The sequence below is a fragment of the Leptospira levettii genome (assembly GCF_002812085.1).
GTDB lineage: Bacteria > Spirochaetota > Leptospiria > Leptospirales > Leptospiraceae > Leptospira_A > Leptospira_A levettii.
Genome location: NZ_NPDM01000003.1, coordinates 207,218 through 227,617 on the forward strand (window position 1 = coordinate 207,218; position 20,400 = coordinate 227,617).

Sequence of the window (20,400 nt, forward strand, 5' to 3'; positions counted from 1 at the left end):
TTTAGTTTGGTGTAACGAATTCTCATCATTCTGTAACCAATCTGAGTCAATTGAAACAGATATGGTGATTAACTGGCGTTCCTCTATGGATTGGTACGAGGATTTGAATCCTGGCAAATTCTAACCTTAAAACGAAAAAAATGTAAAAAAAAGTTTGACGGGGATATGGCTGCACCCTCAATGTTGGCAATGTAAACAATGTTGTCACTGGCAACAAAGGGGTGATGGAATGCAGTTGGTCAAAGGATTATTGGGGATATTTTTCTTTTTCCCTTTTTTTTCGTTAATCGCAGGTGATTTGGAAGTGGAGATACTCAATCGTAAATCCAATCAATCAGTGATTTTGTGTGCACTGTATGAAACTGCAAATGGATTCCTTTCCGATGAAAAACAGGCAAGTTATAAGATTGTGGGAGTGGAAACAAACCATCAGAAAACAACCTGCCTCTTTAAAGGAATCCCTGATAAACAGTATGCAGTTTCTGTATTAGAGGATCTAAATCGAAATGGTAAGATGGATACAACCTTCATTGGTTTACCAAAAGAACCTTGGGGGGTATCTAGGAACCCACCTATGCATGCGTTTGGACCACCTTCTTTCGATGAGGCGGTCGTGAACGTAAAATCAAAACTTTTGATCCAAATCAAACTCAATCATAAGGATTCAAGATGAATCCCTATTTACAATACAATCATTTAGCATTGGTTACAGGTGCAAGCAGTGGAATTGGAAAAGATTTTGCCTATGGATTGGTCAAAAATGGATTTTCTCTCTATCTAGTTGCAAGGGATTTGCAAAAGTTAAATTAGATCAGACATATGCTGCTACAAAAGCATTTATTCAAAGTTTTGCGGAAGGACTCTATTGGGAATATAAAAAGAGTGGGGTTGATGTAATATCAGTTGCTCCTGGACCTGTTCAATCAGGTTTTGGTGAACGCGCTGGAATGTTAATGGGAAACGCACAGGAAACTCGGGGGATTGCGAAAAAAGTATTAAAAAATCTTGGTAAATCTATAACGATAAGGCCTGGGTTTTTATCAAAATTTCTGGGTTATTCACTTATACTCTTACCTAGATATTTGCGAACCTTACTTTTAAAACAAATTATGGGTAAGATGATATTTGGAGACAAAAAATGAATCAAACAAATACAATGATAATGATTTTGTTTAGTTGGTTAATTCATTGTAAGATTGCAACTCCATTCCAAAGGAATGAGTCAGTAAATAAAGATTTATATGAGAATGAAACCGAAGTTGTAATCGCAATCACGGAAGTTGAAATATCAGGATCGTATTCTCTTCGTTCAATTTTTTGGAATCGTGTATCATCAGTTCGATCAAAATTGAATCAAAATGAAGGGTATTTGGGTGGGGCAATCCGTAGAGAAATATTTGGAAATAGAGCTTGGACGATGACAGTTTGGAAAAATGAAAGTGCATTGGATCAATTTGTTTATTCCAAAGAACATGAAAGAGCAATGAAAGAAGGTGGGCCGGCTGTAAAAAAAAGTAAATTTTATAGAGGGTTTGTGAAATGGAAAGAACTTCCCATTTCATGGGAGAGAGCAGAAAAGTTAATTGATGAAGAAGGTAGAACCGAGTGAATCATTATTTATAGTGAAATCCATTCAAATTTTTTAGTTTGGAATTTCTTTAAATAAGCGGAAAAAATACATCTCAACAAATGCTTTGATCACGAGTGTGATAATTGGGCCTGATACTGGAAGTTTGATCATTAGAATGAGTGCACCGAAATAAAAAAATAAGAATCCAAAATAGAACAAAGGTGTATATTCCCAAATTTCAGATGGATTTTTATCTGCACCTATTAATACTCTGAATGATTGTAACATTTTTTGGAATTGGTTATGTTTTGGAATTTTAGGAGTACCCATCACCACCCAAGCCCAAGATTCATTGTATTTTTTATATGCTTTTGATTCAAAAAAATCAAAAAGTTTTGGTAAATAACGATACAATGTAAATAAAAAGATCCCCCAAATATAATACTGCTCTTTGGCGTTGAGTGATTGGTAAAGAGTTAAAAAATTAAAATTAGTTTCCAATGCACCTGTGGTTGCGACACTCAAAAAGAGTTCAATCATCATATAAAAGAAAAAATTAAAACCAATGAGTAAACTAATCATGCAGAGGAGTGCAATGAATAAGATGGCACCAAAAAATGGTATAAAGATAAAATAAAAAATTTTCCCAATGACTGGTTTTGGGATTTCCAAATCTTGTAAACCTGCTTCTTTACCCTGTTGGATGGCAGCAAAAATAGCGCAGGAAATGAGTCTTAACATTCCAAAACCAAAAACAAAATAAAGTTCGGGATATAGTGCGATCATGATATTTCTAGGTTCTGATGAAAAAATAAATAAACCCAGAAGAGGAGCTAAATCGGCAAAAAAATCAGACCATTCTTTTTTTGTCCATGGGAGTAAGCTGAGAAGAAAATGCAACATTGTGCAAAGGAGTTTATGAGAATTTTATCGATTTCAATCTAAATTTTGAAAGATTTCTCAATTTTTATATTGGAAGAGAAACTTTAAAAGTTGTTTTGCCAGGTATGGAATCAACAATAACTTGCCCATTGTGTTTGAAGATCACTCGTTTTACAATGTCGAGTCCTAATCCGCTAGCCTCACCTAACTCTCTTGTGGTGAAAAATGGTTCGAATATCCTATCTTTTATTTCTTCTTTGATCCCACAACCTGTATCTTCAATCAGTACACTGATCTAATTGGTTCCATCAGATATTATCCATATGTTGGTTTGACCTTTTGCGTAATGTGGATATATGATTTTATTTTAGGTGATTGAATCTTGAGTCGAAAAGAAGGTCTCTAAAGTGTAGTATAACAAGTGTCACTGCATTGAAATTTTATGAAAAATTTGAATCGATAAATCTTAGTTGAGAATGGAAAAGGATTTGGGTTTATACCTTGGAGAGGTACTTTTTTAAGTTCTGCTATCTCCTACCGAATTTGTTCTTTAGTTTTTTTTGACTAAAAAATAGGTTTCCATGATTCCTTTCCCTTTGACTTGGATTTCACGTTTTGTTTCAAAAGTAAAATTTGATTTTAATTTTTGGTATACTTCTTTGGAGACATGAATTTTTCCTTCGGTTCCATGGGATTCCATTCGACTTGCTGTGTTGACACTATCCCCCCAAAGGTCATAAATAAATTTACTTTTCCCAATGACTCCCGCAACTACAGGACCTGTGTGGATTCCGATTCGAATTTTGAAAGGTTTTGAATCTTGTGTAATACCATTCTCAATGGATGATAACATGTCAAGTGCACATAAAGCAACAGCTTCGCAGTGATCTTCTCTTGCCTCAGGGATTCCGGAAGCCACCATATAAGCATCACCAATGGTTTTAATTTTTTCTAAATTATGGTTTTGGACGATGGTATCAAATTCTGAAAATATTTCATTTAGAATGGAAACAATCTTTTCTGGTTCCATAGTTTGAGACAAAACTGTAAAGTCCACAATATCAGCGAATAGAATTGTTGCTTCACTGGATTTATCTGCAATAATCTCATTTTTTGATTTGAGGCGATCCGCAATCGAGGCGGGAAGAATATTAAGGAGAAGGCTTTCCGATTTTTGGTGTTCTAATTCCAGTAAGTCTTGTGCTTTGTGAAGAGTTTTGTAATTAAATAATGTGACTATGTATACTAATATGCATAAAGCAACAAGAGTGATCAGTCTCCCTAGTTGAAAAAATTCTGGGGGAGCTTGGATGATTGGACCTTTATTTGTTAAATAAAATTCTACAGAGATAAATAAGATAAGAGCAGATATTGATACACGAGTGATATAACGTAGCTGTTTTGGAGGGAAAGTATAAAAAGCCATGATGCTGATAAGTAACAAAAAAAGATGATTGTCGGACTCCCTACCTGCTTGTAATGAATTGAATACAACACACAACATCGCAGTGTATAAGAAGAATAATTTTGCAAATGTATACCATCCTTTGTAGTTAAAGTATAAGACAAATAACCAAAGGACTGGGAAAAAAATAGAATTAAAAATGATATATTGGCTCGAAGGATAATAGGGAAGTAGAGACGGGATAATTGAAAAAAGCCATACCCCGACAATAATGGACAAAGCGTTCGTCAAACGAATGAATTTGGCATCCTTTTCTTTTAAATCATTCGTGACTCCAATGTTTAGAATCTTTGTCCAAAATTGTTTCAAGAATTTCATTTCAGGAAAATGAGAGTAAAATGGAAGTGATGTCAATAGAATTTCGGACTTATATGGCAATATACAATAGTATGATCATGTAAATGATTCCAATACGAGTATTTAGGGGGAAATGATGGGAGGCAGAAGCAAATGTCATTGGTTAGAAGGCAAATGACTGGATTACAAACTTTTTTCCTGCGCACCGGATCGACTGAGCGCCCTCGCCGAGGGAGAGCCGGAAATGTGCGCCCGTGCTTTTCCTTTCCCCTTGACAATCTGCCCAAATTCCAAATTCTGACAGGAAAGCTTGATAAAGGTGCTTTTGGATGAACAAAACCCAGATGGGGAACCTGCTTTTGGTGCTTTTTTTGGGACTGATGGCGGGAGCTGTGGCAGGAGTGGTCTTAGATCGCCTCTTTGGCACAAACACTCTCTCTCGGTTTTTGTTCGAATCACCAGTATCGTTTGAGCTTTATATAATTAAAGTCGAGTTCCAGCTAACCCCTGCAAGTATCGTTGGTCTTGTAGCGTCTGGATATCTCGCACTAAAAAAGGGGTAAGTATGTCAGTAATTTCCATGAAAAGTCTGCTAGAAGCAGGCGTACACTTCGGTCACCAAACACGTCGTTGGAACCCAAAAATGAGTCCTTATGTTTATACGGCTCGTAACGGGATCCACATCATCGACCTCCAAAAGACAGTTCAAAAAACAAAAGAAGCTTATGATGCTTTAAAAAAGTTAACTGGCCAAGGAAAAAAAGTTCTCTTTGTAGGAACTAAAAAACAAGCTCGCGGTGCCATCGAAAGAGCAGCACAGGCGTGCAGTATGTACTATGTATCTAACCGTTGGTTAGGTGGACTTCTCACAAACTGGAACACAGTTAAGAAGTCAATTGCTCGTTTGAAACGACTTGAGCAAATGGAAGAGAACAACTCTTTCGAACAAGAAGCTCGTACAAAAAAAGAAGCATTATCACTCAAACGTGAGTTAGAAAAACTCCGCCAAACACTTGGTGGGATTAAGGATATGGCAGTTGTGCCTGAGATCCTTTTTGTGATCGATCCTAAAAAAGAAGAAATTGCTGTCAAAGAAGCGAAAAAACTTGGTTTAAAAGTGTTCGCTGTGATTGATACAAACTGTGATCCAGAGCCAATCGATTACCCAATTCCAGGTAATGATGATGCGATTCGTGCAATTTCTTTATTCCTTGATACTATGGCAAATGCAGTTCTTGAAGGAACTGGTGGCGAAGTCATCCAAACTAATTTTGCGGAAGATATGGACGCAGAACAACTTGCACTTGAATACCAAGGTGAGTACGATGAGTCCGGAAAATTCATTATGGACGATGAACTTCCTCCAGTCGCAAAAGACATCCCTGTGGATGCTGATGCAGCAAAAAAAGCAGAAGTAAAAGTTGAAGCTACAGAAGGTAAAGAGTAATGGCAGTTAGCTCCGAACAAATCAAAGACCTCCGCGAACGTACAGGCGCGGGGATGATGGACTGCAAAAAAGCCCTCGAAGAAAAGGGTGGCGACATTGAAAAAGCAGTTACATATCTCAGAGAAAAAGGTTTAGCGAAAGCTGCAAAACGTGCAGGTCGCGAAACTGGTGAAGGAAAAATCATCGCTTATGTTCACGGAACAGGAAAAACAGGAGTTCTTGTTGAGCTCAACTGTGAAACTGATTTCGTTGCAAACAACGAAGCGTTTGAAGCTCTTGGAAAAGAGATCGCTCTTCAAATCACTGCGATGAATCCTTTGTATGTAAACGAAGAATCCATTCCTAAATCTGAAATTGAGAACGAAATGAACGTACAAAAAGCTCTTCTTGAAAAAGAAGGGAAAAAAGCGGATCAAATCGAAAAAATCCTTCCTGGTAAAATGAAAAAGTTCTACGAAGAGATTTGTCTCATCCACCAAAAATCAATTCGTGACAACTCCAAAACCATCAATGACCTTCTCCAAGAAGCCATTGCAAAATTTGGAGAGAACATTACTGTTGGTAGGTTCTCGAGGTTCCAAGTAGGTGGGAACTAGTCCGCGTTTTAAACGTATCCTCATTAAAATCTCCGGCGAGGCTCTCGCCGGTGAGGGTGAACTTGGTATTGATACCAATAAAACATTCTCACTTGCCGGACAAATCAAAGAAGTTCATGACTTAGGTCTAGAAGTGGCTGTGGTTGTTGGCGGTGGGAATATGATCCGTGGCGAAACCTTAGCAAAATCTGGAATGGACCGTGCCACTGCCGATTATATGGGTATGCTTGGTACCATTATGAATGGACTCGCCTTACAAGATGCATGCGAAAAACAAGGGATGTTTACCCGAGTTCTTTCCGCCATCGAAATGAAATCCGTTGCAGAACCTTATATTCGAAGACGTGCCGTTCGCCATTTAGAAAAAAATCGCGTGATTATTTTTGCTGGTGGAACTGGGAATCCTTATTTCACGACAGATACAACTGCATCGTTACGCGCTGTAGAAGTAGGTTGCGAAGTCATTCTTAAGGCAACCAAAGTGGATGGTGTTTACACTGCGGATCCAAAAAAAGATCCAAACGCACAAAGGTATTTACAAGTTTCTTTTATGGAGTCCATTAAACACAGGTTAAAGGTGATGGATTCAACAGCACTCAGTCTATGTATGGATAATAATATGCCGATCATAGTGTTTGATATTTTTAAAGCTGGTAATTTAAGAAAATTAATCGATGGGGAACCAATTGGTACATTGATTTCCAATACAGAGGAAGTGATTCTAGATGGTAGATGAAATTATAAAATCCATGCAGTCCAAAATGGACAAAACGGTTGATGCATTAAAAAAAGACTTTGGAACCATTCGTACGGGAAAAGCAAATCCGATGATGGTGGAAGATGTAAGAGTGGACTACTATGGAACCCTCACTCCCTTAAATCAACTTGGGAAAATTGCCTGTCCAGAGCCACGTGTGATTCTCATCACTCCTTTTGAAAAAGGAATGTTAAAAGACATTGAAAAAGCAATTTTTGCAGCAAGTCTTGGGCTCACACCAAATAACGACGGTTCAAGCATTCGGATCAATATCCCTGAACTAACAGGGGAAAGACGAAAAGAACTGGCAAAAGTGGTCAAACAAAAAGCGGAGGAAAAAAAAGTTGCGATTCGTAACATCCGCCGTGATGCCAATGATGAATTAAAAAAACACCAATCAGAAATGTCCCAAGATGAAGTCAAAGGCCATCAAGATAAAATCCAAAAAATTACGGATTCTTATATTGCAAAATTGGGAGATTTAGAAAAGGAAAAAGAAAAAGAGATCACTACTCTTTAATTTCCTATGAAGTTGAATACCATCCCTTCCCACATTGCTGTCATCATGGACGGAAATGGTAGGTGGGCGGAAAACCAAGGGAAAAAAAGAACCGAAGGCCACAGAGAAGGGGCAAATGCAATTGATCGCCTTTTGGATGTGGCTTTGGAATACAAAATCCCAAACATCTCCCTCTATGCTTTCTCTACAGAAAACTGGAAACGTCCCATCACGGAAATCCAAGCCATCTTTGGTCTGTTAGTCGAGTTTATCGAAACTCGCCTTGATACGATCCACGAGAAAGGAATTCGTATCCACCATAGTGGGGCAAGGAACAAACTTTCCAAAACAGTTTTATCCAAAATTGACCACGCCATGGCCGTGACTAAAAAAAATAAAAAACTCACAGCTAACTTTTGTTTGAACTATGGTGGACACGAAGAGATTTTAAGTAATTTTTCGCGTGTGATGGCAGCACGTAAGGCCAAAAAAGAACCTTTGGACAAAGCCATTTCCTCCAAAGAATTTGAAAAATATTTGTATACATCACCTTTGCCACCCGTAGATTTATTGATCAGAACTGCGGGAGAACAAAGGATTTCAAACTTTCTATTATGGCAAAGTGCATACGCAGAAATGTATTTTACGAGTACACTTTGGCCGGACTTTGGAAGGACCTCACTTGAGGAAGCTCTTCAGTTTTTTGATTCCCGAAAACGAAAATTTGGTGGTTTGTTATGAGTGAAACGACACTCCGTATTTTGTCTGCAATTGTTTTGTCTTTTATCTATGTCTTCATGATCTTTCATAGCTCATGGTATTTCATCGAATTTTATCTTTTTGGTGTAGTGATGATTTACCTTGGACTAAAAGAGTTGTATGCCTTTTGCAAAACCGAAGAATCAAAACCATTTTTTGGGACAGGGTTACTTTTTTCTCTTTTGATTTTTACAGTCTATTACATCCAATTTTTGGGATTACAATTTGAAGTGACACCTCCTGGTTTTGTTTTGGAACTTTCGAAACTTTTCCGAGAAGGATTCCATCCTATTCCTTTTTTACTCGTGGCACTTTCTATCACCGTTTGGATTTTGCAAATTCTAAAACGCCCGTTAGATGGAGCTTTGTTTTCCGTCGGTGGAACCATGCTTGGTCCCATCTACATCGCCATCCCGATTGGTCATTTTTTACTCCTCCTTGCCCTTCCGTTTGGAACTTACTATATTTTCCTCGTTTCTGTGATCACGTTTATGAGTGATGCGGGTGCGTATTTCGGTGGTAGATGGTTTGGAAAACACCCAGCAGGTTTAAAAATCTCTCCGAAAAAAACTTGGGAAGGATATGTAACAGGGAACCTAACGGCTGTCATCGGAGCGCAAGTTCTCAATGTGGTGTGGGAACACTTTAGTGGTGTGAAATTGCCGGTGGGAATTGTGGAAACTATTGTTTTATCCTTCGTGATCTCTGTGATTTCTGTGATGGGAGATTTGGCTGAGTCTGCGATGAAACGTGATGCCAAAATCAAAGATTCTGGAAGTCTCATCCCTGGTCATGGTGGGGTATTGGATCTAGCGGATGCACTTCTTTTCACAGTGCCTGCCATCTATTATTACTTTCTTTTCAAAGGTTTCCTCGGATTCCCTGTCTGATCATTCGACTAAGGATCTGTCTAAACAGTATATGGTAGGTGTCTCGGTATTAGGAATTTCAGGTTCTGTTGGGTCTTCCACCGTGAAGGTGCTCCGGCAATTCCGAGACCAATTTTCGTTACGTAGTTTTTCGGTTCACTCCAATTGGGAAACGGCGAAGGTCCTTATTGCTGAATTTTCTCCCGAAGTGGTTTGTCTCACCGATCCCAAGTTAGTGGGTCAGTTTGGGGATCGTTTTGGTTCCACAAAGATTTTATATGGAGACAATACTCTTACTGACTTAGTCAAATTGCCATCAGTGGATGTGGTAGTTACCGCAGTGGTTGGGGCAAGGGGAGTCCTTCCTACCATCGCGGCCATTGAAGCTGGCAAAAAAATTGCCATTGCCAATAAAGAAACACTCGTTACCTTTGGCCCTCTCATTAATCGTTTGGTGGCAAAACACAAAACCTTAATGGTTCCCGTGGATTCCGAACACAATGCACTCTTCCAACTCATTGAAAGGGAAACCCGTTCCAATATCCGAGCAATTACCCTCACTGCATCGGGCGGGAGTTTTCGCACACTTCCCATCGAAGAGTTGGAACATGTTTCCGTGAAACAGGCGCTAAACCATCCTACATGGTCGATGGGTCCGAAAATCACTGTGGACTCGGCAGGGCTTATCAATAAGGGTCTCGAAGTCATCGAAGCGCATTTTCTCTTTGGGTTTTCGTATGACGAGATTGAGGTGGTGATCCATCCGCAGTCTCTCACTCATGGCATCATTGAAACGAGAGACGGCGCTTGTTTGCAATACACAAGCCACCCCGATATGGTGTATCCCATTGCACATTCCTTATTTTATCCAAATCCAACACCGCAAATGCTCATCGAACGAAAACCTTCCACTTGGAAAACCTTGGAATTTTTTCCACCAGATACCAAACGTTATCCGGGACTGACTCTTGCATACCAAGCAGGAAAAGCAGGTGGTGTGGCACCTTGTATTTTTAATGCAGCAAACGAAGAAGCTGTGGCGTTATTTTTAGAAGAAAAAATATCTTTTACTACAATTCCTAGGCTCATTGAGTCTGCCTTAAACCATGTCAAAAATGAATTTCCAGATACCTTAGAAGGGTATTTGGAAAAAGACAAGGAAACACGTAATTTGATCCAATCTGAATTTTTAAAAGGGGGAGTGACTACATGATCGTATTAATACTCGGCGCTGTATTCATGTTAGCTGTATCGATTTTTATCCATGAATTGGGGCACCTCTTATGTGGGAAATTGGTAGGTGTGGAAGCACGTATTTTTTCGTTAGGTTATGGGAAAGGGATTTGGAAAAAACGGATTGGCAAAACCATCTACCAAATCACAGCCATACCCATCGGTGGTTATGTTTTATTTCGTGGTGATGATTATAGCAAAACTAAAAAGCCAAAACAAGGCGATTTACTTGCGACTCCACCACTTCGTCGTATGGTTCCAGTCCTTGGAGGTCCATTCGCCAATTTAGTGTTAGGGTTTTTGTTATTATTTGTTTTGGAACTATCGGGAGATAGTCCCTCATCGAACCGCATCTTTATTGAAGATGCAAATAAAGTATCAAGCCCTGCTTACAATGCAGGTCTCCGCACCGGTGACAAAATTCTATCCATCAATGGAAAACCCACTGAAAGTTTCGAAGATATTTTTACTAATGTGAGTTTAACTTCTGGTGATCCGATCCAAGTGACTTACAAACGGGAAAACGAAACTAAGACAGTCGAAATTGTTCCCAACTTATACTCTGCTGGTGGGCATCCTACGATTGGGGTCATGCCATACGGCGAGAGAAGAGTGGTTGCCACGTTTACATACGGAGAACAGATCAGTCACTTTATGGCAAATGTTTTAGATAAAGAAGATAAATCTTCCGTTTACTTCCAAGAAAAAATTGAAGAACGAAAAGAAGAAATTCCAGAAGAACTTCTGAAACAACATGAAATTGCAGAACGGGAAAAATCACTCAGACGACGTGCTCTCTCTTTTTTGAAAGATGGAGATATGATTTTAACTGTTGCAGGTGTGGATGTTCATACCGTTCCTGAATTACAAACGGAACTTGGAAAACACCAAGGAAAAACCATTCCTGTCGAAGTGGAACGTAAAACCTATCCACTTCTCACACCTTGGGCAACGGAAAAAGTAACCATCCAAATTCCTGTGTTAGGTGCCAATGTATTTGAATTTTGGAACATCGAACACCCCAAATTCCCTGAATTAGGAATTCCTTATTTTCGATTGGATAGTTATGATGCAGAAATTGAAAATCGACTTTCCAATTTAAAAATAGAGAACCAATCTTTTGAAACAGCGGATGCTTTTACCTCCTATTTGAAAACAAATGCGGGCAAAAAAGAAATCTGGATCGGCAATATGAAATACTTTGCTGATGTGAATTTGAAACCCATTGGTCTCCTCGGGTTTCGTGCTTCGATGAAATTTGAAGCCGAAAAATTACAAAAAGAAACCACAGTGTATTCTTCGCTTTTGGGCGCTGGGAACAAAGTGTATGAGAATGTTTCCACTACCTTAAAAGGGATAGGCATGTTGTTTTCGGGACTACTCTCTCCAAAGGAAAATCTCTCTGGTCCCATTGGGATTGTACAGATCGCAGGGATTAGTTTGGAGTATGGATGGGTTACTTACCTTGACTTTGTTGCTAAGATATCACTCGCTCTTATGGTGATGAACTTACTTCCCATTCCTATGGCAGATGGTGGACATATTGTACTCTATGCATATGAAGCAATTACAGGAAGGCCACTTCCAAGAAAGGCAATTGAAGCTATCTTCCGTTTGGGATTTTTCTTTCTCATTGGACTTGGGCTTTATGTTTCCTTCAATGATGTGATGCGTATTTTTTAAAATCAAACTTTGTATTATTAGATTGTTAACCATAAAGAGAAAAATGAAATGAAAGCTAGTTCCTATTTAATCCCTACTGCGAAAGAAGACCCACAAGATGCGGTAGTTGCTTCACATAAATTAATGATGCGTGCAGGCCTTATTCGTAAATCAGCTGCGGGACTGTATTCCTATTTACCACTTGGGTTACGAGTACTTCGTAAGATTGAAGGTATTGTCAGAAAAGAAATGGATGCGGCTGGTGCCTTGGAATTCCAACTTCCGATTCTAACTCCGAGTGAAATTTGGAAAGAATCAGGTCGTTGGGACAAAATGGGAAAAGAGATGTTTCGTTTGAAAGACCGCCATGACAACGAAAGTTGCCTTGGTCCCACACATGAAGAATCGTTTTGTGTGCTTGTAAAACCAATGGTTCGCTCTTATAAAGACCTTCCGATCAATATATACCAAATTCACACAAAGTTCCGTGATGAAATCCGCCCACGCTTTGGTGTGATTCGCTCTCGTGAATTTACAATGAAAGATGCATATTCCTTTCATCTAGATGATGAGTCTTTAGACAAAACCTACCAAACGATGCGTAAAACCTATCGTAGGATTTTTGCAGGCATGGGCCTCTCAACGATTCCCGTGCAAGCAGACTCTGGCAATATGGGTGGTTCGGCATCAGAAGAGTTTATGGTCGTGTCACCGATTGGGGAAGAAACACTCACAATTTGTCCTTCCTGCCATTATTCAGGGAATATTGAAAAAACTCCTGTGATCGCCAAAAAAAAGACAGCCAAACAAGCGTTCAATGGCAACGGTAAATTACATACTCCTGCAAAAAAATCCATCACAGAAGTCGCAGAGTTTTTAAACACAAAAGAAGAGAACCTTTTAAAAGCAGTGGCACTTGTTGCCGATGGACAGTATGTCCTCGTTTTTTTAGAAGGGGATCGGGAACTAAACGAAAATAAATTAAAAAACCATTTGGGTTGTAATGAACTTAGACCGATGGGCCCAGCGGAAATGGAAAAACTAGGTCTTGTTCCTGGATTCATCGGGCCAGGTTTTCCAAAATCAGAATCACTTAAAATTTACATTGATGCTCTTATCGATTGGAATTTTACCTATATTGCTGGTGCAAACGAGATGGATCACCACATAGCGGGCGTTCAGCTCACATCTTATTTCCAAGAAGAGGAAGTGACTAAGATTGATGTTTCGCAAGCAAAAGTAGGAGACCCTTGTCCTTCGTGCGGAACTGGACTCACCGCAGAGAAGGGGATTGAAGTCGGTCATATTTTTAAATTAGGCCAAAAGTATTCCAAAGCATTTGATATAACAGTTCTCAATGACAAAGGAAAGGCAACTACCACTACCATGGGTTGTTACGGGATTGGTGTGAATCGTTGTATGGCCACTGTTATCGAACAATGTAATGATGACAAAGGGATTTTTTGGCCTGTCTCTATCGCACCATTTACTGTTTGTTTGGTGAGTATTGCAAAAAATCCAGAAGACATTGCTAAAATTGAATCCATTTACAAAGCGCTTGTTGCTTCTGGAATTGAAGTGTTGTGGGATGACCGTGACCTCGGCCCTGGATTCAAATTCAAAGATTCGGAACTCATCGGATTCCCCATTCGAATCACTTTAGGAAAAGGGTTCTTGGAAAAAAATGAAATCACGATTCTGGATCGTAAATCAATGGCGGAAGAGACCATTCCTTTTACGACAAACGAAGATCTCGTCAAGAACCTACAGAAAAAAATCGCAATCCTTGAAGAATCCATCCAAAAGGACGTTACGCAAGCGGGAACATGAACTTTTCCTAAGAATTTTTTTGAGGATCTCCGGATTTTATCGATAAAAAAGGCCTTTGTGATAAACAGAGGCCATTGGGTGGCGGGTGGATAACCCCACCCAGTTCGATACGGGCGGGGATCTCTACCAAAAAATCCCCCACCTCCCCTATAAGAAGCAGTTTTCATTTCCACCTATCCCTCTATCTTAGGATATATGGGCAAAAACCAACCTGGATATTTTGGAGAATTTGGCGGTCGATACGCACCAGAAATTCTAACAGAAGCTCTTGAAGAGCTTGAATCCACCTATCACAAGTTAAAGAAAAGTAAAAAGTTCAAAAAAGAATTGGAATTTTACTTAAGCAATTACGTCGGAAGACCTAGTCCTTTAACTTTTGCAGAACGTCTCACCAAACATTGGGGAGGTGCACGTATTTGGTTAAAACGTGAAGATCTAAATCATACTGGTGCTCATAAAATTAATAATGCCATCGGACAAGCGTTAATTGCAAAATTCATGGGCAAAAAACGAATCATTGCAGAGACTGGCGCTGGTCAACATGGCCTTGCTACAGCTACTGTTGGTGCTATGTTTGGTATGGAAACAGTTGTGTATATGGGAGCAGTTGATGTCGAAAGACAAAATCTGAATGCCAAAAAGATTGAGATGTTAGGTGCTAAAATATTGCCAGTTACTGCTGGGGAAGCCACTCTCAAAGAAGCCACAAGCGAAGCCATGCGTGATTGGGCACTCAATGTTTCAACAACTCATTATATTGTTGGATCTGCGATTGGTCCTCATCCATTCCCTACAATCGTACGTGATTTACAAGCTGTGATTGGAAAGGAAGCTAGGTCACAATTTAAAAAACAGAATCATAAACTCCCTCATGCAATTGTTGCCTGTGTTGGAGGTGGATCAAATGCGATCGGGATGTTCACTGCATTTTTAAAAGACAAACATGTAGCCATTTATGGTGCAGAAGCAGGAGGACTTGGTCCAAATCCTGGTGAACATTCTGCCACTTTAACCTATGGTAAAACTGGGTTTTTACATGGAACAAAAACTCTTATCATCCAAGATGATGCAGGTCAAATTGTACCCGCACATTCTGTATCAGCCGGTTTAGACTATCCTGGTGTTGGTCCCGAACATGCTTTTTTGTCTCAATCAAAACGAGTGGATTATCGAATGGTTACCGATGAACAGGCATTAGATTGTTTTTTGGAAGTGACAAGGATTGAAGGGATTATACCTGCTCTCGAAACAGCACATGCGTTTCATGTCGCAAGAGACGTAGCTAAAGATTTAGGAAAAAAGAAAGATCTTATCATTTGTCTATCGGGTCGTGGTGATAAAGATGTTACGGAAGTACTCCGTTTGTTAGGTGAAAAGAGTAAATGAGTAAAATAAAAGATCTTTTTGAAAGTGGAAAAATTAAATCTGCGTTTATTCCCTACTTTACGTTAGGAGACCCAAATTATAACGATTCCATCGAATTTGGGAAAACAATTTTAGACAATGGTGCTGATATCTTAGAATTGGGGATTCCCTTTTCTGATCCAGTCGCAGATGGCCCTGTAATCCAAAGAGCAGTTGCAAGATCTTTGAAAAATAAATTTTCCTTCTCCGAAATCTTTCGAGTGACGAAAGAAATTCACTTACACAAAAAAGAAGTGCCTCTTGTTTACTTAACTTACTTCAATCCAATCTTTCACTGCGGGATCGAAGAGTTTTTAAACCAAGCAAAAGATTCTGGGATTGTTGGCCTTGTGATCCCTGATTTACCTTTTGATACCAAAGAAAGTGAATTTTTATTCCAAGAACTTAGAAAAAGAGATATGGATTTAATCCACTTAGTCACACCAGCTTCGACTAAAAAACGAATTGAAGCATTGAAAAAAACTTCTACTGGTTTTATTTACTATGTTACTTCCTTTGGTGTGACTGGTGAACGTCGCGAGTTCTCTGTCGATTTGAAAGAAAGGATTCGGTTTCTAAAGGAAACCATTCAATTGCCAATTTGTGCTGGGTTTGGTATCTCCACGCCAGACCAAGCAGGTCAAATTTCTGGCTATGCGGATGGAATCATCATCGGATCTGCCATCCAAAGGATCATTGAAGAAAATGGACATGAATTTCCCAAGGCCAAACAAGCTTTGGCAGATTACATAGCCAAGATTCGGGTTGCCATTCCCTAAATTTTTTTCACAAATCACTCAAAAACATTTGAGTCTCTTTAAAAAATCCGAGAAAATGGTCGGAAATTCCTAAACGAATAAAGAGGCTCTATGTCCGACAAAGAATCAAAATCGCTTTCGATTTTGGATTACCTCAGCATTGCTGTTGCCACCCTTGGGTCACTCGGTGTGATCGTATCTGTTGTCATGACAGGATGGGTATATGAATATTCCTTCCTGATTGGTGGGATGCTTTTACTCCTCACTTCTTCCTATTTTGTTTACAAAATCATTGAAAAGGTTTCCAAAGACAAACAAAAGTCAGGCGCCATCTGGTTATCCTATGTAATTGCCATCTTTATGTATACGATGGTAAATACATTCCAACCTCTCAAAGAGTTAGAAGAAAATTCCATTTCATTTCGTTTCCAGTTTTTACGTGGATCCAATACAAAAACAGAAAGTGAGGGAGATACTGGCCGAATTGAATACATTCAGTACAACCCTCCTGCAAAAGCAAGAAAGGATATCAACATCATTGGTATCACAACTGAATCACTTGAAAAATTACAAGGTACTTGGCCACTTCCTTGGAGTTATTATGCTGATATCATCGAAACATTTAAAGACTCCAACAACATTCTCATGTTCGATATTTTCTTCGTGGATTACAAACCCGGCCAAACAGAAGAGATGGTCACTGCATTGCAAAAGAATCGCAATGTTTTATTTGACTACCCTATGGAAGTCAGTGCGGAATCCAAGGAAGCAGTTCTCAATCTAGAAAAACGGATTGATATCTTACGTAAGTTTCAATTAAAGAATGTCATCGATGAAAATGATGGTGGAATATCCTGGGTAAAATTTCCGCAACCTCCAATCGAACCAATCGGTGAATTATCGGCTGGTCTCGGTTTTGCGAATGTCAAAAAAGATGAATCAGGATTAAACCGCAAAATGCCTCTTGTGGTGAAAGTTTATAATTCAGGACGAGATAGAGAAACAGAATACTTCCCATCCATTGACTTACTCATTGTTTGCCAATACTATGGTATCAATGTTCAAAATGATGTAGAAGTGAACATGGGACATTACGTAAAATTAAAAAATATCCCAAACAAAATCATCCGCGAATTCAATGTGAAAGCTCGTAAGTTTGAAGAACGTGATGTAATGCACATTCCAAACGAAAAAAGAGAAGTAGTCATCCCAATTGATTGGGAAGGTCAAATGGAAATCAATTATGTGGGAGGAAGATACTCATTCAAACAAAATGAAATCTTTGAAGTCACAAATGATTGGAATCCAGAATTACTCGAAGCAAACCAAATTAACAATAAAATTTTCCTAGTTGCGATGTACTATGCAACTGGTCGTGGAGCATCGAAAGACTCCCACTTATCTCCGTTTGGTGATATGTCGGGAATTGAACACCACGCTCACGCAGTTAATACAATCTTAAACCAGGACTTTTTGTCCACAATGCCAAACTGGGGAATCTTTTTGATTTATGTTGGACTTGGTGTGATGATTGGATTTTTGCAACCACGTGTTAAAACTCACATTGGTTTTGCAATTATGTTAACGCAGTTGTTATTGTATGTGATTGCAGCACTTTATATTTTCCAAACTTTTAACCTCATTACAGTCTTACCATCTGTAACTATCGAACAAATTGTTGTTTTTGTGGCCATCATTGGATTTAGAATTTTAACAGAGGAAGAGAACGTAAAATACATTCGTCAAACTTTCTCCAAATTCGTATCCAAAGATGTTGTGGATGAACTCCTCAAACACCCTGACAATTTAGCACTCGGTGGATCCAAACGAGAAATCACCATCTTTTTCTCGGACGTCCGTGGGTTTACAACCATCTCTGAACAATTGGGACCTGAAGATTTGGTGAAGTTACTCAATGAGTATCTTTCTGCCATGACAGACATCATCATCGAATACAAAGGAACCATCGATAAATACATGGGAGATGCAATCATGGCATTCTGGGGTGCTCCCGTTCCTTTGGAAGACCATGCTTATTATGCTTGTGTGGCAGCCCTTGCACAACTCGATCATTTAAAGGTGCTCCAACAAAAATGGGCAGAACGGAATGTTCCAGTGATCGACATCGGTTGTGGTCTCAATTCAGGCCCTGCTGTTGTCGGAAACATGGGATCATCTCATAGGATGGAATACACTTGTATGGGTGATACAATCAACTTAGGATCCCGTTTGGAAGGTTCCAATAAGATGTACACCACAAATATCATCATCTCGGAATACACCTATGAAAAAGTGAAAGACCGAGTTGTGACAAGAGAACTTGATTTGGTGCGTGTAAAAGGAAAAACCCAACCTGTTCGGATTTACGAATTGCTTGGAATCACAAACCCAGAAGATATGGAGAAAATGAAGCGGCCACTCCAAAAGGCGGCAACATGAAGTTTCAATGCCATCGTACCCATATCTCGACAAAATCAATTTCCCCGAAGACCTTAGAAACCTAAAGGAAACAGACCTCCCTGCCGTCTGCCAAGACGTCAGGGAATACATCATCGACACCCTCTCTGACGTGGGAGGGCATTTTGCAAGTAACCTCGGGGTAGTGGAACTCACAGTAGCCCTTCACTACGTCTTCCAAACTCCCAAAGACAAAATCATTTGGGATGTTGGCCACCAAACTTACCCTCATAAAATCCTCACTGGTCGAAAAAAAGAACTACCCACAGTCCGCAAATGGTTAGGGCTCTCTGGATTTCCGAAACGTGAAGAATCCGAATACGATTTATACAACACAGGACATGCAGGTACATCCATTTCCCAAGCGTTAGGAGAAGCATGTGCACGTGATCTTATGGGTGAGAATTACAAAGTTGCCGCTGTCATTGGCGATGCGTCGATAGCAACAGGTATGGCACTCGAAGCTATGAACCATGGTGGTCACATCAAACCGAATATGCTTGTCATCTTAAATGACAATTATATGTCCATTTCCAAAAATGTTGGTTCTATTTCTAATTATCTCAATCGGATTATCTCATCTCAAGTATACAATCGTGGGAAAACTGCATTTTATGGTTTCTTAAAATGGATCCCTTTGATTGGCCCAGCCTTACAGGCATTAGCTCATAATATGGAAACTTCGTTTAAACATTTTATGATGCGACCAGGTGGGTTATTTGAAGACCTTGGGTTTACTTACTTTGGCCCCATCGATGGTCATGATGTGAACCGAGTGGTCCAAATGTTACAAAACCTTTCCAAAATCCAAGGGCCAATCCTTCTCCACGTTCTCACACAAAAAGGAAAAGGATACAAACCTGCTGAAGCCGATCCGATCAAATATCATGGTGTGACACCATTTAACAAAGAGTCTGGTAAAATGGCGTCTGCAGATGCCAATAAAATAGGTCTCTCCAAAATCGTTGGAAAAACTCTTATCGATTTAACGAACAAGGACAAACGGATTGCAGTGATTACCCCTGCAATGATTGAAGGTTCGGGCTTACGTGATTATCAAGAAACGTATCCAAACCATACTTTTGATGTAGGTATCGCCGAACAACACTCTGTTGCCTTTGCGGGAGCGATGACAAACGGTGGTGCGATTCCCTTTATGTGCATTTATTCTACGTTTTTAACTAGAGCAATGGACCAATTGGTGGAAGATGTATCCCTTATGAACTTACCCGTGCGGTTTGTTATCGACCGAGCAGGGATTGTGGGGCCCGATGGTGAGACCCACCAAGGTTTGTCTGACTTAGGTTATTTAGCTGGTCTTCCCAATATGGACATTATGGTTCCAAGTTCGGCGCAGGATATCATTGATAGTCTTCATTTTATGAAAGACTATACCGAACATCCGATTGCGATTCGATTCCCTAAAGACAATGGCGACTTACGAGAGTTAAAGTTTGAGGCACCAAACCAAGTCAAAAAAGGCAAAGCAAGGCTTGTCTCCGAAGGAAAAGATTTACTCATTTTATCACTTGGATTTATGTTACCCATTGCCAAACAAGTAGCTGAAATCCTTCAATCAAAAGGGATCACAACAACTGTGATTGATCTTTTTTGGTTACGTCCTTATGATTCAGAATTGGTCCACAAATGTATCGAATCTACCAAACAATTTGTGATTTTGGACGAAAGTTACCTGCACGCAGGTGCATCAGGTTATCTTTTGAACGAAATTCCAAACCATCTCATAGGTAAGTTCTTAAAAACATTTGCCCTTCCTTTAGAACCGATCCACCACGGGGAAAGGAACCAAATTTTAGAGCATTACCGATTGACTGCGTCTCAAATTGTTGATGATTTATTGCCTAGTTTGCAAAAATAAAAAATAAGTTTTCAAGGAGATTTTTAAGGTTTCCGA

At 39.5% G+C, this 20,400-nt stretch carries 20 protein-coding genes and 1 pseudogene; 18 read left to right on the top strand and 3 right to left on the bottom strand.

Translation table 11 applies throughout. The features are described 5' to 3' along the window. The first annotated feature begins 229 nt into the window (after positions 1–229). From CH354_RS12250 to CH354_RS12260, 4 genes are read left to right on the top strand one after another with little or no spacing between them, the layout of a single operon-like run. Positions 230–673 carry a DUF2141 domain-containing protein gene (locus tag CH354_RS12250; RefSeq protein WP_100726996.1) on the top strand — a complete coding sequence of 148 codons (444 nt, stop codon included), beginning with the start codon at positions 230–232 and terminating at the stop codon, positions 671–673. Continuing rightward, entirely contained in the window at positions 670–810 is a 141-nt protein-coding gene (locus CH354_RS18475; protein ID WP_243396067.1) for an SDR family NAD(P)-dependent oxidoreductase, read from the top strand. The genes CH354_RS12250 and CH354_RS18475 overlap by 4 nt, the downstream gene beginning before the upstream one ends. Continuing rightward, complete coding sequence (locus CH354_RS18545; protein ID WP_420843832.1) at positions 765–1,142, top strand: SDR family NAD(P)-dependent oxidoreductase; 378 nt, start codon at positions 765–767, stop codon at positions 1,140–1,142. The genes CH354_RS18475 and CH354_RS18545 overlap by 46 nt, the downstream gene beginning before the upstream one ends. Continuing rightward, a complete protein-coding gene (locus tag CH354_RS12260) occupies positions 1,139–1,609 on the top strand; it encodes a DUF3291 domain-containing protein (protein WP_100726994.1) in 471 nt (156 codons plus the stop codon). Before CH354_RS18545 ends, CH354_RS12260 begins: the two co-directional genes overlap by 4 nt. Before the next feature lie 33 nt (positions 1,610–1,642). Here the strand turns inward: CH354_RS12260 and CH354_RS12265 are convergent, their stop codons facing one another. The 3 genes and pseudogenes from CH354_RS12265 to CH354_RS12275 all read right to left on the bottom strand — a co-directional run. Beyond that, positions 1,643–2,356, bottom strand: coding sequence for a hypothetical protein (locus CH354_RS12265; RefSeq protein ID WP_125172401.1), 714 nt, complete (start codon positions 2,354–2,356; stop codon positions 1,643–1,645). Between the two features lie 181 nt (positions 2,357–2,537). Continuing rightward, the gene (locus tag CH354_RS12270; RefSeq protein WP_100726992.1) at positions 2,538–2,747 is read right to left on the bottom strand and encodes an ATP-binding protein; all 210 of its coding nucleotides are present in this window, start codon (positions 2,745–2,747) and stop codon (positions 2,538–2,540) included. A 255-nt stretch (positions 2,748–3,002) separates the two neighbouring features. Beyond that, positions 3,003–4,052 (bottom strand): annotated as a pseudogene (locus CH354_RS12275) (adenylate/guanylate cyclase domain-containing protein); the annotation flags it as partial. 491 nt (positions 4,053–4,543) lie between these two features. On the opposite strand from CH354_RS12275, the gene CH354_RS12285 reads away from it, so the two are divergent. The 14 genes from CH354_RS12285 (at position 4,544) to dxs (ending at position 20,364) form a co-directional block, all read left to right on the top strand. Next, entirely contained in the window at positions 4,544–4,777 is a 234-nt protein-coding gene (locus CH354_RS12285) for a hypothetical protein (protein ID WP_100726990.1), read from the top strand. A gap of 2 nt (positions 4,778–4,779) precedes the next feature. Continuing rightward, positions 4,780–5,661, top strand: coding sequence for a 30S ribosomal protein S2 (gene rpsB, locus CH354_RS12290; protein WP_100717689.1), 882 nt, complete (start codon positions 4,780–4,782; stop codon positions 5,659–5,661). Then, positions 5,661–6,257 (top strand): translation elongation factor Ts, encoded by a 597-nt coding sequence (gene tsf, locus CH354_RS12295; RefSeq protein WP_100717690.1) that lies wholly within the window; start codon positions 5,661–5,663, stop codon positions 6,255–6,257. Before rpsB ends, tsf begins: the two co-directional genes overlap by 1 nt. Further along, positions 6,247–6,993 (top strand): UMP kinase, encoded by a 747-nt coding sequence (pyrH, locus tag CH354_RS12300; RefSeq protein WP_100717691.1) that lies wholly within the window; start codon positions 6,247–6,249, stop codon positions 6,991–6,993. Before tsf ends, pyrH begins: the two co-directional genes overlap by 11 nt. Continuing rightward, on the top strand, positions 6,983–7,534 hold the full coding sequence (gene frr, locus CH354_RS12305) for a ribosome recycling factor (protein WP_012389553.1): 552 nt from the start codon (positions 6,983–6,985) through the stop codon (positions 7,532–7,534). Before pyrH ends, frr begins: the two co-directional genes overlap by 11 nt. Before the next feature lie 6 nt (positions 7,535–7,540). Beyond that, on the top strand, positions 7,541–8,254 hold the full coding sequence (locus CH354_RS12310; RefSeq protein ID WP_100717692.1) for an isoprenyl transferase: 714 nt from the start codon (positions 7,541–7,543) through the stop codon (positions 8,252–8,254). Further along, complete coding sequence (locus tag CH354_RS12315; RefSeq protein ID WP_100726989.1) at positions 8,251–9,162, top strand: phosphatidate cytidylyltransferase; 912 nt, start codon at positions 8,251–8,253, stop codon at positions 9,160–9,162. Before CH354_RS12310 ends, CH354_RS12315 begins: the two co-directional genes overlap by 4 nt. Before the next feature lie 31 nt (positions 9,163–9,193). Continuing rightward, positions 9,194–10,354: a 1-deoxy-D-xylulose-5-phosphate reductoisomerase gene (gene dxr / locus CH354_RS12320; RefSeq protein ID WP_100726988.1), complete on the top strand. Its 1,161-nt coding sequence runs from the start codon at positions 9,194–9,196 to the stop codon at positions 10,352–10,354. Next, positions 10,351–12,057 (top strand): site-2 protease family protein, encoded by a 1,707-nt coding sequence (locus CH354_RS12325; protein ID WP_100726987.1) that lies wholly within the window; start codon positions 10,351–10,353, stop codon positions 12,055–12,057. The genes dxr and CH354_RS12325 overlap by 4 nt, the downstream gene beginning before the upstream one ends. Before the next feature lie 48 nt (positions 12,058–12,105). Continuing rightward, entirely contained in the window at positions 12,106–13,866 is a 1,761-nt protein-coding gene (locus CH354_RS12330; RefSeq protein ID WP_100726986.1) for a proline--tRNA ligase, read from the top strand. A 195-nt stretch (positions 13,867–14,061) separates the two neighbouring features. Next, positions 14,062–15,252 carry a tryptophan synthase subunit beta gene (trpB, locus tag CH354_RS12335; protein ID WP_100726985.1) on the top strand — a complete coding sequence of 397 codons (1,191 nt, stop codon included), beginning with the start codon at positions 14,062–14,064 and terminating at the stop codon, positions 15,250–15,252. Beyond that, the gene (trpA, locus tag CH354_RS12340) at positions 15,249–16,049 is read left to right on the top strand and encodes a tryptophan synthase subunit alpha (RefSeq protein WP_100726984.1); all 801 of its coding nucleotides are present in this window, start codon (positions 15,249–15,251) and stop codon (positions 16,047–16,049) included. Before trpB ends, trpA begins: the two co-directional genes overlap by 4 nt. Positions 16,050–16,139: 90 nt before the next feature. Then, the gene (locus tag CH354_RS12345) at positions 16,140–18,467 is read left to right on the top strand and encodes an adenylate/guanylate cyclase domain-containing protein (RefSeq protein WP_100717699.1); all 2,328 of its coding nucleotides are present in this window, start codon (positions 16,140–16,142) and stop codon (positions 18,465–18,467) included. Between the two features lie 7 nt (positions 18,468–18,474). Further along, positions 18,475–20,364, top strand: coding sequence for a 1-deoxy-D-xylulose-5-phosphate synthase (gene dxs, locus CH354_RS12350; RefSeq protein WP_100717700.1), 1,890 nt, complete (start codon positions 18,475–18,477; stop codon positions 20,362–20,364). Positions 20,365–20,400 lie beyond the last annotated feature (36 nt).

Coding starts and splice junctions, on each gene's coding strand:
- rpsB (WP_100717689.1), top strand. CDS start 4,780: ATGTCAGTAATTTCCATGAAAAGTCTGCTAGAAGCAGGCGTACACTTC.
- CH354_RS12250 (WP_100726996.1), top strand. CDS start 230: ATGCAGTTGGTCAAAGGATTATTGGGGATATTTTTCTTTTTCCCTTTT.
- trpB (WP_100726985.1), top strand. CDS start 14,062: ATGGGCAAAAACCAACCTGGATATTTTGGAGAATTTGGCGGTCGATAC.
- CH354_RS12260 (WP_100726994.1), top strand. CDS start 1,139: ATGAATCAAACAAATACAATGATAATGATTTTGTTTAGTTGGTTAATT.
- frr (WP_012389553.1), top strand. CDS start 6,983: ATGGTAGATGAAATTATAAAATCCATGCAGTCCAAAATGGACAAAACG.
- tsf (WP_100717690.1), top strand. CDS start 5,661: ATGGCAGTTAGCTCCGAACAAATCAAAGACCTCCGCGAACGTACAGGC.
- CH354_RS12330 (WP_100726986.1), top strand. CDS start 12,106: ATGAAAGCTAGTTCCTATTTAATCCCTACTGCGAAAGAAGACCCACAA.
- CH354_RS18475 (WP_243396067.1), top strand. CDS start 670: ATGAATCCCTATTTACAATACAATCATTTAGCATTGGTTACAGGTGCA.
- CH354_RS12310 (WP_100717692.1), top strand. CDS start 7,541: ATGAAGTTGAATACCATCCCTTCCCACATTGCTGTCATCATGGACGGA.
- dxr (WP_100726988.1), top strand. CDS start 9,194: ATGGTAGGTGTCTCGGTATTAGGAATTTCAGGTTCTGTTGGGTCTTCC.
- dxs (WP_100717700.1), top strand. CDS start 18,475: ATGCCATCGTACCCATATCTCGACAAAATCAATTTCCCCGAAGACCTT.
- CH354_RS12285 (WP_100726990.1), top strand. CDS start 4,544: ATGAACAAAACCCAGATGGGGAACCTGCTTTTGGTGCTTTTTTTGGGA.
- CH354_RS12325 (WP_100726987.1), top strand. CDS start 10,351: ATGATCGTATTAATACTCGGCGCTGTATTCATGTTAGCTGTATCGATT.
- CH354_RS12315 (WP_100726989.1), top strand. CDS start 8,251: ATGAGTGAAACGACACTCCGTATTTTGTCTGCAATTGTTTTGTCTTTT.
- trpA (WP_100726984.1), top strand. CDS start 15,249: ATGAGTAAAATAAAAGATCTTTTTGAAAGTGGAAAAATTAAATCTGCG.
- CH354_RS12345 (WP_100717699.1), top strand. CDS start 16,140: ATGTCCGACAAAGAATCAAAATCGCTTTCGATTTTGGATTACCTCAGC.
- CH354_RS12265 (WP_125172401.1), bottom strand. CDS start 2,356: ATGATCGCACTATATCCCGAACTTTATTTTGTTTTTGGTTTTGGAATG.